Origin of the sequence: Rahnella woolbedingensis (assembly GCF_003602095.1) — a bacterium.
Classification (GTDB): domain Bacteria; phylum Pseudomonadota; class Gammaproteobacteria; order Enterobacterales; family Enterobacteriaceae; genus Rahnella; species Rahnella woolbedingensis.
Window position 1 is genome coordinate 23,900 of the sequence record NZ_RAHH01000006.1, and the last position, 13,987, is coordinate 37,886.

General features: G+C 51.6%; 17 protein-coding genes. All 17 read right to left on the reverse strand.

Annotated features, from left to right (window positions below):
* Positions 1-603, reverse strand: a complete 603-nt coding sequence (locus D6C13_RS05915; RefSeq protein WP_120131899.1) for a phage baseplate protein — start codon at positions 601-603, stop codon at positions 1-3.
* Entirely contained in the window at positions 603-2,600 is a 1,998-nt protein-coding gene (locus D6C13_RS05920; RefSeq protein ID WP_120131900.1) for a hypothetical protein, read from the reverse strand. Before D6C13_RS05920 ends, D6C13_RS05915 begins: the two co-directional genes overlap by 1 nt.
* Positions 2,590-2,781, reverse strand: coding sequence for a DUF6889 family protein (locus tag D6C13_RS25875; RefSeq protein WP_371819756.1), 192 nt, complete (start codon positions 2,779-2,781; stop codon positions 2,590-2,592). The genes D6C13_RS05920 and D6C13_RS25875 overlap by 11 nt, the downstream gene beginning before the upstream one ends.
* Complete coding sequence (locus tag D6C13_RS05930; protein WP_120131901.1) at positions 2,778-3,203, reverse strand: phage tail assembly chaperone; 426 nt, start codon at positions 3,201-3,203, stop codon at positions 2,778-2,780. Before D6C13_RS05930 ends, D6C13_RS25875 begins: the two co-directional genes overlap by 4 nt.
* Before the next feature lie 3 nt (positions 3,204-3,206).
* Entirely contained in the window at positions 3,207-3,647 is a 441-nt protein-coding gene (locus D6C13_RS05935; RefSeq protein WP_120131902.1) for a DUF3277 family protein, read from the reverse strand.
* 10 nt (positions 3,648-3,657) lie between these two features.
* Positions 3,658-4,818, reverse strand: a complete 1,161-nt coding sequence (locus D6C13_RS05940) for a DUF3383 family protein (RefSeq protein ID WP_120131903.1) — start codon at positions 4,816-4,818, stop codon at positions 3,658-3,660.
* Positions 4,819-4,821: 3 nt separating this feature from the next.
* Positions 4,822-5,370, reverse strand: a complete 549-nt coding sequence (locus D6C13_RS05945) for a phage neck terminator protein (protein WP_425272695.1) — start codon at positions 5,368-5,370, stop codon at positions 4,822-4,824.
* Positions 5,363-5,749 (reverse strand): head-tail adaptor, encoded by a 387-nt coding sequence (locus tag D6C13_RS05950; protein WP_120131905.1) that lies wholly within the window; start codon positions 5,747-5,749, stop codon positions 5,363-5,365. The genes D6C13_RS05945 and D6C13_RS05950 overlap by 8 nt, the downstream gene beginning before the upstream one ends.
* Entirely contained in the window at positions 5,736-6,284 is a 549-nt protein-coding gene (locus D6C13_RS05955; RefSeq protein ID WP_120131906.1) for a hypothetical protein, read from the reverse strand. Before D6C13_RS05955 ends, D6C13_RS05950 begins: the two co-directional genes overlap by 14 nt.
* Entirely contained in the window at positions 6,281-6,691 is a 411-nt protein-coding gene (locus D6C13_RS05960) for a DUF4054 domain-containing protein (RefSeq protein WP_120131907.1), read from the reverse strand. Before D6C13_RS05960 ends, D6C13_RS05955 begins: the two co-directional genes overlap by 4 nt.
* A complete protein-coding gene (locus D6C13_RS05965; protein WP_120131908.1) occupies positions 6,657-7,028 on the reverse strand; it encodes an STY1053 family phage-associated protein in 372 nt (123 codons plus the stop codon). Before D6C13_RS05965 ends, D6C13_RS05960 begins: the two co-directional genes overlap by 35 nt.
* A 42-nt stretch (positions 7,029-7,070) precedes the next feature.
* Entirely contained in the window at positions 7,071-8,012 is a 942-nt protein-coding gene (locus tag D6C13_RS05970; protein WP_120131909.1) for a DUF2184 domain-containing protein, read from the reverse strand.
* Positions 8,013-8,023: 11 nt separating this feature from the next.
* A complete protein-coding gene (locus D6C13_RS05975) occupies positions 8,024-8,527 on the reverse strand; it encodes a structural cement protein Gp24 (RefSeq protein WP_120131910.1) in 504 nt (167 codons plus the stop codon).
* Between the two features lie 6 nt (positions 8,528-8,533).
* Positions 8,534-9,757 (reverse strand): DUF2213 domain-containing protein, encoded by a 1,224-nt coding sequence (locus tag D6C13_RS05980; RefSeq protein ID WP_120131911.1) that lies wholly within the window; start codon positions 9,755-9,757, stop codon positions 8,534-8,536.
* Positions 9,758-10,044: 287 nt separating this feature from the next.
* Positions 10,045-10,788, reverse strand: a complete 744-nt coding sequence (locus D6C13_RS05985; protein WP_244212642.1) for a phage head morphogenesis protein — start codon at positions 10,786-10,788, stop codon at positions 10,045-10,047.
* The gene (locus tag D6C13_RS05990; RefSeq protein WP_120131912.1) at positions 10,748-12,214 is read right to left on the reverse strand and encodes a DUF1073 domain-containing protein; all 1,467 of its coding nucleotides are present in this window, start codon (positions 12,212-12,214) and stop codon (positions 10,748-10,750) included. The genes D6C13_RS05985 and D6C13_RS05990 overlap by 41 nt, the downstream gene beginning before the upstream one ends.
* On the reverse strand, positions 12,214-13,836 hold the full coding sequence (locus D6C13_RS05995) for a terminase large subunit (RefSeq protein ID WP_120131913.1): 1,623 nt from the start codon (positions 13,834-13,836) through the stop codon (positions 12,214-12,216). The genes D6C13_RS05990 and D6C13_RS05995 overlap by 1 nt, the downstream gene beginning before the upstream one ends.
* Between the last annotated feature and the right edge of the window lie 151 nt (positions 13,837-13,987).

A 13,987-nucleotide genomic window follows, 5' to 3' on the forward strand; every position in this document is an offset into this window, starting at 1 on the left:
CTATCCCCCAAAGGATGACGTTATCCCACTGCCTAATTTATTGAGTAATGACTCATTAGGCGGCGTCAAAGACTTGTTACCCGAGTTCTGTACCGCAGAAGTGCTGACACCATCCTGCATTTCCGACTTATCGGCGACTGATACGGTCTGGGTTTGGGTCATGATGACTTCACGTAGCGTCAGCGTGCATTTGAGTACGTTCTCGCTGGTTTTGTCGGTCATCACTTCAATGGCGCGGACAAGCATGTTTATGTAGGTTCGTTTTCCCGTTACCACGTCGAACGGTACGCGTGAGGCTTGCAGATCCAGTAATTCCTGATAGGTCTCCTGAGGGCTCAAACCAAGTTTCAGGCCGATAGAGGAGGTATCCACAAAATCCAGAAGGGAACCGCCGCCAGCAAAGCCACACTCCATCGTGACCTCGCTGGGGCGCTTATAGGCATGATCGGCAACAAAACCCGACGCGCTGGTAGTGGTTGGTTTTTCAACGGGGTGCTCGGTTATCTCGAGGGTATCCGAGTGTTTCTCTGACTCCACCACGCTGGGTATAAGCAAACCAATACGCCGTGATTGCTGGCGAAAAATTGCTGAGAGAATGTCCATTAGCCCGGCACCATCGGTAGTTGTTGAGTCAACTGGGAATTGACGCCTTTCTGATGATCAACGGTGAGCCTTGCGGCTTCGCGAGGGTCAGAAACGCCATGAATGTTAATGGTTGTCTCTTGCTGAATACTTCTGGATGTGCCGCCGCCAGCGGCCGCACGAACAAGCTCACCGGGATAAGGATTCCGCCCGTTCTCATGATGAATAATTCCATTCATGAGGGATGACATTACCTGGGGGTCTTTGAGGTTTAAGACTGCATTGGGTGCCACGCCTAGTGATTTTGACAACTGAGCAATATAAGCCCCCGTATTATTCTCGTTTCCCGGAGCCCAGGTCGATATGATGTCATTCAAGGTCTGGAGCCGCTTACCCGTTGTTTTTCCCTCAAAGTAACGCATCAGCTGGTTTGCCATAGCCTTAAGGCCGTCATACGCAGAACTGAATCTGGCAAAGCGCCCACCAGGTCTTTCAAGCTCAGCGCCAGCCTGACCCCGATAATCGATATTCCCGGGATTGTTATTGCGAATACCACGCGGAGATTGCAGTGACTGTGCGTGCTGTTCAGGCTCATCGCCTTCCCCTCCTAACCATCGGCCAACACTTCGCGGGTCAAAACCAAACTTATTTTTAACCCAGTCCGCTGCATTATTGGCGCTATCAGATACTGCAGGTAGGGCATCAGGCTGATCCTGCCCCTGAGCCATCAATTTCTTACCGATACTGTAGGCCTGCTTCCAGTTCCCATCTTTCAAGGCATTAACAAGGTCGCCAATCATCGACATCATTTTGCCGAACTCGCCGAATTGCTTCGTCAGGTTCTCGATGTCACCTTTTAGCGTCCAGTTGCTCAGATTGATGTTGAGGAGTTTTGCTACTTCAAGCCCGATGTTTTTGATGGACGCTTTAAGCTGATCCATTGCTTTGAGAGCAGCATCTATTTCTGGCTTCCACTTGCCCCAGTCAATCAGGCTTTTGCCACCCTCTTTCCATGTCTGATAATCATCCCACAACAACCCAATAGCTAATATCAGGGAGGTAATCATGCCAATCGGAGAAGAAAGAAATGCCGTATTCATTAAGCGCCAAGCCACCAACAACCCGCCAAACAGCATGATGAGTTGTTGCGTCACCGGGTCCAGTTTTTTAAACCAGCCTATGACGTCTCCGACGGCCTGACCGGTGCGCCATAAAACTCGGGTAATGGCATCGCCAGCAAAAAGAATGCCCTTGATCACCTTCATCAATACGGCTTCAATTTTGGGCCAGTTATCCAACAACTGTTTCCGTAAAGAATCAATGCTGCCGGCCAACCCGCCTGCGAGGTTAGACCCGATTTTGTCCCGTGCCTGACCGAGCGTAGCGGTAAGCCCACGCATGGATGTCATAAAGATATTGGATTGCTTCGCCGCTACCTCGGCATTGAAACCAATTTTTTTAGCGGTCAGCGCATACTCGGAGCTGAATTGCCCGAGCCCGCGACGTATTGCCATTAACGTATTTTCATCAATGCCCAACATCTGCGCATATTGTCTGGCGCGATAGTACGACATGCTGCTGAGCTTCTGCCCGACACCCGTAAAGATGGATGCCGTATCACGCATTTTTCCGCTGACGTCACGGGTCTGAACGCCCAGGCGGTTCAGGAAACCTTCCGCACCCGGACTGTTGCGCATGAAGCTCGCCAGCCCTTCGAGTGAGGACATGGCAGATTCAGCACTCGCACCCGTTTGAGATGCGGCGTAACCCAGTGCTTTAATGCCTTGCACACTCGCACCAGTGCGCTGGGATGCCCAGTAGACTTTATCCAGACCATTAGCGATCTGCGTAGTAAAGCCAACGACGGTCAGCGCGGTTCCTTCCACTACCGCGCCAACCTTCAATACATTCGCAGTGACGTTCTTCAAAACGGTGTCGAATTTAATGGCGCCAGCCTGATCGATATCGAACCCGAGCGATATCAGAAAATCCTTTATCGTGTCTGCATTATCGCTCATTAGCGGCTCTCCATTTATCTACACGGGATTCGTTGTCCTCACGCATGTCGAGGTAGTCGTTCAGTAAGGCAATGCGGCAAAGATCTACCGCACCGCTGTCGAGGTCTTTCTGAGAAATGCCGAAGGCCAGTACCGGGCGAAGTATTGAATCCTCCCCGCCCGGAAGGGTATTGAACGTTATTCCGCTGGCTGGGTTAGCGTCTCGCTGGTAGGGAGTCCTTGCAAAAAATTTCCCAGTGAGTCAGCCACCACCCGGGCCACCAATTGCAGCATGGTCAGGAGGTCAATATCATCGAAAGCCATTTCCCCCTGAGGGCAGACTGACACCCATGATTTCATGTGCTTACGAGATACCACGGCGAGGCATGGAAACAGAATTGCGTTCACGTCGTCATCACTCATGGCAGAAACCGCATCCGCTATTTTTGGCAGGATGGCACTTATCGCACCTTCGGTGTCTTTTTCGCTGATCTTGGTCTGTACATTGCGAAAATCTGACACCATGCCAGCCATGACAGGTAATAGTTTGCGTGAAATTTTCAGCTGGTCGAAAACGCTGAGTTTTGCAACGCGATACTGAATACCCTTAATGTCAAATTCCATCGATTAGAACTCCCCGAGAAGCTGGTCAATCTTGCCGCAGTCGAACACCCAGGCAACTGTTCCGCCTTCTTTTGCATTGTTGAAGTCCGGCTGTTTCTGGAATGCACACGAACGCGCTGTAGAAATATCACCGGATGATGAGTTACGAATAACGATCACGTTATTGCCCCATGTTGATGAGGACTGACTCTGCGCGTTATATGCCAGAGAAAGCTTTTTATTCACCGGGGATGTTTTGAGGAGCGTTACCGTAATGCTGCCAGACTTGTCAGCGTGCAGGCTGTGCATCACTTCGCCGTCAGCACCCACGGTCATGGTATTTTTGCTACCGCCCATTGTTTGGGTGATACCTTCCTCGGAGTTGGCTGAGCCTTGTCCGAGATCGATAACACCGGTTGGGCCGCTTAGCGACGCGGTTACATCAAGAAAAGAATAAGTCGACATTTATCGCTCCTTAGCGAACCACGTTAATCTGAACATCAGCATAATGAATAGCGCCAGCCAACTTACAGGCCACCTGAATAACAGGGGCTTTGCGAGCCTCTCGATCAGACTGTGCCTGTTGCGCCAGCGGCTGAGCGTAAACGTAATAACCCTTCGTAAGTGTATCGCCCGGCGACAACTGACCAATAGGTCCACCGTTCCACACCCCGGGTGCGACCAGGCCGTTGGTAACAGACTGATCCATAGATTGTTCAACGTTGGAAAGCAGGCGAGTCGTACCGGCATCGGTTTGTGAAACCTTGGTCGTGCTGGTATAGAGCAGGTTGTACAAATTGGTTTGAACGTAGTTTTGCAACCAGTCCAGCCCGTGACGCTCGTCAAAGAAGTCACCGTTTGCCATCACGCCTTGCTGCAAAATTGCCGTATCGTTCGCGTAATAAACGAAAACGTTGGCTTTTTTCGTGTCGACGGCGGCGGCCTGCCCCACGGTGAGAGTTTCGTAAGTGATGGTGGGCTCTTGTTTAAACTTCAGAGTAATGGTTGTGTTGCTTCCGTTGAAGTTGACGGTAAATGCCCGACCAAACGCTGAGATAGCTGCATACGCGCTGCTGGTGGAATACTGAATGAAAGTGCGAGCGTATTTACCAGCCTTAAGTTGAGAAGCAACATCGGTTGTTGAAGTGCTGTCAATAATACCCGACGCGGAGGATGTCACCCCAAAGATGCGGCTTAGGCTTGAAGCTTCAATAACTTTCGCAACATCAATAACGTCTTCAGCATCAAGCACATCCCCACCGCCAACAACATCGTCAGCTACTACGAGCCCATACCAGTTGGTGTACTGAAGGCAGGCATTCACGGCTTGCACAACAGTCTCGACTGGACCAACCTCCGCAGAGGTCAGCGTTTTCGCCCAGCGCCCGACATAAACCTGAGTAGGTTTTGGTGACTGTCCGAAGAACACCAGTGCGGCTTCATATTCTGTACTGTCGACGCCAAAATCATCACCGATGTCTTCAATGGCTGCATACAGGCGAATACGTTCTGACACAGGGATAACCGTAGACGACCCGAGGATCAGCAACGAACCGAAATTTCGACCAGTAGCCGCCGTAGGCGACATGATCACATCAACGTTTACAACGTTGGATACAGGTAAGCCCTGCGTCATAATTTATTCTCCAAAATAGGTGACCGGTGCTTCCACCAGCGATTTGATACCGTATTCACGGATGATCTTGCGGCGCAGGCGCACCGTCATGTCGTAGCGACGAACCCACTGCTGATTGATGAGCTCGGGGAAAGGGGTCAACCCTGTACAATCGCCAAGCGAGAGGCCAAGCGTGTTGAGTTCCGAATTGTTCTGGGGAATGGAGATGCCGTCGCGAAATCGAGAGGCATACGCCATACCGGCCGGACCATAGAACGACGCCAGGCATTCGAATGTCTCATGCCGCCAAAGTTGGGCGCCCTCATCCGTCTGGTTGGTAAACGCTGGGCTGTTATCAATCGGCCAACCAGTGACCCCAAATGCGCACCAGTTGGTTTCCACAGAAGGAAGTGCGGGTTGGTCTTTCTGCCAGCGCGGCATAACCATTTTCGCGGGCAAGCCTGAAACATTGCGCATCCACTGGCTCAGCAGCCTGTCGAGCGCTTCGTCATAGGCAGGATCGCCACTGGTAGGCGTCAGCCATCCTGCCTCAGTGCTGGTGTTGTTACTCAACGGGAACGCCTCCATCAAATGGCAATAGCTCACAGTGAGCCTGAACGAACCCGGCGCCGTAAGCGGTGTATGGGTCAACAAAGGTCACGCGATAATCCCGGTTCTGATACGTCACAATGTCCGCATCTCGCCCCGTTTGCCCCTGCGTCAGCCTCTCAGTGGTCACAACGAGGATTGCCCCGCTGATAACCTGCCCCGACTGCATCCGTCGACTTTCGAGCGAACGGTCAACTGTGACCACACCAGCGAACTGAGTTTTCACCGCCCCATCCTGCCCAATACCATCATCGTCAACGGTCTGTTCCCGCCTGGTCACCCAGAGGTTAAAGTCGCAAAAGTCCGGATCAAACAGAACGTCCGTCACATCAAGATTTGGCATTCTTAATCCTCACCACATGAGTGATTGCCCGCCGGTATTGGCCGGTGTCAATCAGCGGCCTGGCGTTCGCGTTGTCAGGAAGGTTTCCGGCTGCACGGCTAGCAAGTTCTTTGGCTGCCCCTTTGCGCCCCCGCGCCGCCCGACCTTTAAGCGTGCTTTCTGCGAGAGGCGTGAATCCGGTGATCGTCATGTAGCGCTTGACGCCATTGGCAGCCACAGTGCCAGCCTGATTCAGCGCGCGTTCAGCGCCAGACATATTCCCGTCGATAGCGGCCAGCACGGCAGCTTTCAACAGCGGGATAGTCTGGGCTTCTACGGATTTAACTCCGGGCTCAAGATGAGGCCGTGCAGGGATGTTTTGAGCAGGTGAGCCTTTCTCGTTGATGTAGCCGATCCCGGCATTACCAAACGGAATATCATCACGCTGACTGTCTTCTTCAGGAATTCCAACCAGCACTTCTTTTTTGCTGATCTCCCGGAGCGATTCGAAAACGGCCTTCGTGTTGTCAGCCCGGACAGTAACGCCACTTTTCATAGCTGCCGCCCCCCAGCGCCGAACATCGTGATCATCTGATACAGTTCTGATCCATAACGGCTGTTGTTCCAAAAACCCGCATCAGGATTGATGGTCGCGCCTGTGTCGTAACTTACGCTGACCTTATCCACTGACTTGGATGACTGTACGCCATTGGTTGACCCACCAGGGCCACCAATCAGTGCAGCCCGACTGTCAGCAGCCCATAACGTCATGTAGTGAGCCACGTACAATTCAGCGAAATAAGGGAACAACTGTTTACCCGTCACGCCCTCACCAATCAGCTGGATGTCAGCCAGGTTCAGACGGAACTGAACCTGAAAGTCTGGGTATTTAGCGGTGTCGGAGAACTGGGGGAAATCGCGGCGGAAATCACTTACTGTTGGAAGGCTTTGATTCTTTGGCATCTCCGGCCCCATTACCGCCAGATTGTGCAGCGGTCAGTTGCGATTGCAGACTGTCGTTTTGTTCCTGCAGCTGGGTCAGGCCTGCTTTAAGATCGGCAATCAGCGTATCTTTATCGGTGATCTGCGATTGCAGACTGTCGATAAGTTCCTGCTGGTCAGTCGATTCATTTACGCTACCTTCACCCAGTTCAGAGTGCGCCTGAGTAAACCAGTGTGATGCGACCGTTTCCGGCACCGTATAATGCCCTTTGCCAAACTCTTGGACGGTAGTGTCACTCAGGGTCAGTTTGAAGGGTGTGTGAACGTGGATTGAAACCAGTTTTTCTTTAGAAGCCATTTTATGTCGTCCTTCTGGCCCCTTGCGGGGCCGTTCTGGTTATCAGATGCCGTCCACGTAGGACAGGGTTTCTTTGTAGACCGGCTCTACTGCACCGAGCTTGCCGTAATACGTCACAATCTGATAAATACCGCGATACTGCACAGGAATGCTTTGCAGCGGCACCAGTGGGAAGCGGACGTATTTTTTATCATTGGTGTAAGCAACCATGCGGTCTTTTGCACCAACGCCACGCCCTTTGAGCCACTTAACCGCACGGATATTCAGGGGAATACCGTTTTGGTGATAAGTGATGGTGTTGGTCTGCAAATAAGTCAGCAATGACTGATTGCCTGCAGAAGAAACGATAGTGCTAGCCAGCAGAGAGAATTGTTCTGGTGGGATCAGCAGATCTTGCGGAACAACCGAATAACCGGATGCCGCCCAAGCTGCGTCCAGTACGGAGTTGATGCTCTGGCGGATTTCATCTGGGGTAGATACAGCCCATGTTTTGGCTGCGTTATTCAGTGCAACACCGGGCATATTGACTAAACCGCTCAGTCCCAGAGACGTATCACCGACATATACCTGCTCATCGGTGTCCATGTTCCATTTGAGGGACATGCCGTCATATTTCTGTGTGTCGATTGGGCGACCAACCTGTTGAGCGGCCTGCAGCTCAATAACAGTCCAGCCCACTTCCATACCCCAGAGATTTACAGGATTGCCGCTTTTGTTAATATCGACATTCACGCCTGCAATAGCGGTAGAGTCCTGACCAATCCAGTTCTTGCCATTTGGATTAGCGCCTGTACCAGCCGCGGCAAATGAAGTGTTTGTCCAGCTTGAAATGGTATCTGCGATAGATACGTCTTCACGTAACTGGATGTCTCGGCTCCACGTGTACCCAACCAATGGCAAATTGAGTGTCTGGTCAAGACGTTCCAACTCGCCAATTAGAAAGGCACCTGAACCGTCTACAGTTGCCTGATCAAAAGTAATCATTCGTTTTTTCCTTAAATCTTCCAGGAGATTTCAGCGTTGCCTTGTGCATCGCCAGCGCCGGTGAACTCTGCGTTTTGCAGCACCACGTTTTTGCCACTTACTGAAGTGGACATGAAGCCACCCAGCGGCACGTTAATGGTCGAATCGAGAGAGACGACCACATATACCGGTGCACCTTTTTTGATGGTGCTGGCATCGAAGCTGGAGCCGAGACTCACCGTCATATATCCGCGTTTCAGTGCATCGCCCGGAAAGTTCTTGTCAGAACCCACCTGTCGAACCATATCCGGGGTTGATGTAGTCGGGTAAGGACGCACGTAGAAGCCTTTAATCTTGTCGGCAGTATCGCCGTCGGTCAGTGGCACGAAATAACCGTCAGTGTCGTATTTACCCGCAAGGCCATAAGCTACAAAGGTGCTGGCGGATTTAAGGATCACAGGCTCAGTGGTTAAATCCTGAGGGCGTGAAATAGCCCCGGCAATGCCTACTGGCATCCGTAAGAGGTATGCTGTCATCGTTAATTATCCTTTGCGGTTAGCCCAGAAATCGGCGTTAGCTTTGTTGATATCGGAGATGCTTGGTGTGCCGATCTGGCGTTGTGCATCACCGGTTTGGGTGCGGGTATTGCGGCCTTTAGCAAGTTCAGAAACGGCAGCAAATGCCATCTCAACAGACTGTTTAGGCAGTTTGCGAATATCTGCATCACCGACAATTTGGCGTACCAGTGCTTTATCCGCAGAGGCTAATACTTCACGTTTGAATGCGGTCGGCTTCACTTTGCGGGTCAGATCGATGCCTGGCATGATGACGTCAGCGCGGTAGGCTGCGTCGCCGGTGATCGTGGTAAGATCTTCATCTTCATCACCGGTAAGCTCTTTGTTCTTACCAGTATCATCCGAATCCGTTGTTTTCCCTTCCAGCTTATCCAGGCGCATCAGAATCGCTTTCGCCCATTCTGGAACATCTGCATCATTATCGCCGGTCTTCAGACCGCCCAGCTCTGGGTCCTTATCCGGAAGGGGCTGTTGCGGAGACAGGTTAATGTTGAGATTCACACCCTGTGGAAGGTCTGAATTTTCACCCGTCAAAGACGCTGGCGCTGACTCTGCCAGTTCGTTCAGGGTGTCCGAATCGCCGGTTTTGATTGCACGCTGCATCCGCGACCACCAGCTTTGTTTCTGAGTTGTTGCCATCGTATCTTTATCTCCAATTGCGCAACGTAAACCGGCTCTGCCTTTGGGGACAAAAGCCACATGATTTCCGGTGATATCTACCTGTTCAGCTTTCCCAGGCTCGGTTTGTTCATACTCTGCGTCGTAACCGCACGACACTTCCCGTAATCCATCTTCAATAAGCTGAATGGCGTATTCGTCCTTGACGATCAGGTCAGCCAGAACTAAATCAGCCTGGTTACCTGTGCCCTGACGAATGTTTTGCAGGTGTCCCATTGCCAGCTCACGCCAGTTCGTGGGGTTTACAAATTGAATGTTTCCTTCGGCATCTTCTGGATGAAGAATGGTTACGCTCATCCCTTCAAAGGAAGCGAGTGTTGCCGGATGGAATACCTGCTCAGGTGAGCGGTTAACGACAATCTCACCCGCTGCATCAGGCGTTAATTTTGGTAAGTCCTGAGCGCTGTATAGCTGCTTACCCGTTCTGGCTATCGGTACGTCTTTACATAACAACGAACCGTCGGCCAGCAGAAAACGGGTCTCGCCTAATCGGCTTTCAAAGAAATATTTCATTGTTCACCTGCTGGAACGCGGGCATAAAAAAGGCCGCCGGATGGCAGCCTGGTGAAAAGTATTAATTGTCTCGATAACGCCCTATTTAACATAAGGGTCATTAACCGCCCCGCGAGATAGGCGCTCGTTCAAATAACCACGCCTGAGGGACAAAAGTTGGTATCAACTCACTGAAAAAGGCATATTCTCGACAACAACATTTTTGCAACAATTAACGACTATTGATGTTCAATCAGAACTGAGTGCCAACTCGCTATTTTGGCAAGTTTACTCATTTGCCCAGTCAATCATGCCGCAACGCGGATCGCCTTCCCTCTCGCTGTTGGTATGCGCATACCGTCGAGAGTGCGCTGTTGACCACCTGTTCGCAGAGCCGCAACATTCGAATGCGGGAATACAACCTCACAGTAGCACCGGCAATTTGGAAGTGCACCAGCGTGCCCAGTCATACCATCCAGCGTAGGAGGGTTATCCCAGCGAACAAATACCCCTTCCATTTGGGCGTGTGACTTACGCACATCACCATCGTCAGCAGTTCGCCAGATGTAACCGATAGAACCTATCGAAAGCGCTCTGGCCTGCGTTAGTGCTGTGGATGCGCGGCCTATCTCAGTGCGGGCAATCAAATTAGCGCGTGACTTGGCAACGTCGCCTGATGCAGCAATTTCTTTCGCAAAGGGCTCAGCGCGGCCGCCAGTCACAACAGCCTCGATAGCTTTGTTCTGTATGTCATAGACACGTTCAGCGGCTTCGAGAGGAAGTGACTTAATGTATTTGATCTGCTCAGCAACGATGGATTGCATAACCTGCCCTACTGGGGCGTTATCCACCATGTTACGCAGCTCCGAGCCTATTGCTTTACTGTAATCCCGCCACTGTTTTTCATTTTGCCGCGTCACATCGATAGTGAAACTTTCTGCCACCTTGGTTGCCCAGGGAGTGATGATTTCACTGTAACGCTCCAGCGCGTCCATGATTTCAGTGACGCTATCATTTGAACCATCGTAGTGACCATTTACGATGTCCCCCACGGCTCGCGCTATCTGCCGTAGGCTCGTTCGATATCGGGTCTCCGCTTGGCGACTCCGGTGATTTGTTGTTAAGTTCGCCGATGCCTGGCGGCGGGGTGTCTTCCGCATTCTCAATATCCTCATCGGTGATTGATGCGCCTATACCAGTAACGTCTGAGGTTTCCCTCAGATCCGTCATGGCGGCCTTCAGTGTCATCAGTCCGTCAGCCAGAGCAGTACTCAGGGCTGTAGTCGTGTTCACAGCTACCGTCGAGCGGTCAACATCCGACATCTGCCAGAGAGGATTGAAGTCAAACGTGAAATCTTCAGGTAATGGCTTGCCCAGCTCTGAGCGGTACATGATGTCCAGAATCCTGCGAAGGCGTGGACGCAAGCGGCGTTCCTGTAGTGAGTTCACCCGGTCGTAGTAGTTGGCAAGGTCAGCATCGCCAGTAGAGAAACCTTTCGGTGACTGCCCGAACAACCTCACCAGCGGGATTCCTACTGCGCCGCTAATCTGCTCAGCGAACTGAGAAATAATGTCGTCCAATCCGCTAAAGCTGTACTGGTGCGTTTCAAACTTATCTTTTGAGTCCATGAGCGTCATGCCTTCGTTGCTCTGGAACTGACGGATCAGGTCGATGTTCTTCAGTAGGGCTTCGAATGCTGGTCCACCCATCGCGATTATCTCGCGAAGCTTATCAACGCTGTAGGTGCGCAAATGTGCTTTGTAGACTAGTTGGGCGGCACCCACAGTCGCACTATCAAACGCGGTCAGCCTGTCCCAGATGCGTTCTATGACAGACATACCCCATTCGTTTTCGGTCATTTTCTGCTGATATGGCAGCGTCACGCCATCGAATCGGATCAACCGGCTGTGATGAATTCGCCACGCTGGAATGCCTGTGCCTGTCGTCACAACGTCGTAAAACTCTGGCTTCCCGAGATCAGGCCCCATCTCTTTAATGCGGCGGGTAAGCACTGGGTTAATCATCCAGCGGTCAAGCGGGAGGATCCCTTTGAACTTACCTTCGCCGATGGTTTCCAGTCGTAAAGGCGTGAACGGTGCCTGCCCCTCGATCATGATGAAACCGACTGCACCGCCATATAGCCGTGACCATTTGAGCGTGTCGTTCAGAGCATCCCAGATCTGAAGCTCATCCATCTGTGACTCAATAATCCCGCGGTCTTTCGCATCAATCTCAGAAGTGATGCGGATACCTTTCCGGGTCATATCATCAGGAATGGCATCAACAGCCTCACCAATCACCCATGACGAACGATACGACCATTCAATAAGTAGGCGGTTGCGGCTGGTGAAGTTGGCCCGATACGTCGATGCGGAGTGCAGGTTAGGTGTCTGCATACCGACGCGAGCAGCAAAGTTTTCATAGCCGTCTGTCGTGGCTTGCGCTGTCCGCTTAGGTGCTGTCTTATTTCGTGCCATCAGGCCTGTCTCCCTAGCAGCTCCCAGATGTTCAGGGCTGAATTCATTGGCGCGTAATTGATCATCACCGCGTCAGCCAGGTTCGGCGACTTGGTACCGTCGGGCTGTTTGTCCACGTCGATTTTCCCCACGCCATTGATGGAGTAGGTTGACTGTGAGAGTTCGATGATGAGTTTGTCTTTGTTCTCCATCTTGCTGCTGATAGAGATAATTTCGTCAGGGTTGTAGGGCATGCCTTCAACGACTGCGCGATAGGTGTTCTGGAATAGCTTACGCAGGTGCCACCAACTTTGAGGTTTAGCTCGGGCAAAGAAATCTTTGTTCAGGCGTGCGGCCTGTCCGTTGTCACCACGCACGGCCTCGGCATCGGGATCGAACACCCCGCCACTACCGCGAAACGGTGTAGCCATAATTAAAGGCCGCCGGGCAGCTTTACGTTGTTCGTTTATGGCTCTTGCATCGCCACGCACGCCAGCACCTAGGCCGTCCTCATCGAAGCGGAATTCCTCCAACCGGTCTTCTTCGCAGTAGCCGAAGACTTTCTCAACTGACTGGTAGATATCGCTGCCAACACCGGACCATTCCCTGACGTTCTCCAGCAGGAATCCATGACGGGTAGAAAAGGCGTTTTTGTCTTTACCTTCATCCGCAACGTCCATCGCGCCCTGACGTTTACCTGTTGGTTGAATGCCGAGTTTGATGTGAGCGTCTACGGCGGCTTGTACCCAGTCAGAAGGGATTAGAACGCCTTCAGCAGATGCGTTGTAATTGAGATCAAGCTCCTGAGCAACAACCACCGGATTATCGAGTTTTTCACACTCTTTTCGGTACCATTCGTCATCCTTTCGCGGGTCGCTGCGCCAATGGAACGTGAACACGGGAATTTTCCCGCCGTGGCGCTTCTGTGCGAACGGGTTCGACATTCCGTGAACCGAACTGAGGTCAATGCGACAACGCGTTGTCTGGGATAATGAAGCCTCTATCAGCATCGGTCGCGGCAGAAACGCGGATTCATCGACAAAATACATAGTGGTTCGGTCACCACGCCCAATGTTGTCACCGGCCTCACCGGTAATGACTGAACCGCTGTCGGGAAACTCTACCCGCATATAAGGTGCGTGTTTTTTATCACTCCAACTTCCACGAAACTCTAACGGTAACATTTCAACGAATTTTCGTGCCTTCCAAAACAGCGCCTTAGGGCTACCTGTGCTGTCTACGTATTCTTCCTTACGGGAACCAAAGCCGATTACCATCTCTTTATTGAAAAGGCATAACGTGCAGGCCAAACCTATGGATGTCCAACTAAGGCCCATTTCACGGCTTTTTTCCGTAATGCCGTTTTCCATGTTCTTGCGGCGGTCCATTATCCAATGAATCCACTCTTCCTGTTTAGGGAACAACAGAAACGGAATGGACACCGGCAAACCAAAGTCAAGATTGCGCGGGTCAGTAGTCATACCCCAATCGATAATGAATTGCGCCGGGTTACTCCGATAGAAGGCTCTCAGCGCTGGTAATGTTTCAGGGTTCGCACGGATACGTTGCAACCTCTCCATTCGCCATTCGAACACCTGGTTGTAATCCGGGTTTTTAAAGTCGAACGGGAACGGAATAGGCATTGAAAGCTACTCTGGATAATTGAGATAAAAAGGGGGCTATTTAACATAATGGACGTTACCCGACCCGCGCTAAGAGCACTCGCCAACGAATGCAGGCAAGAGATTTATTTATCAGGGTTTTCATGGGTAATCGAGGTAAAACAGACTGCAT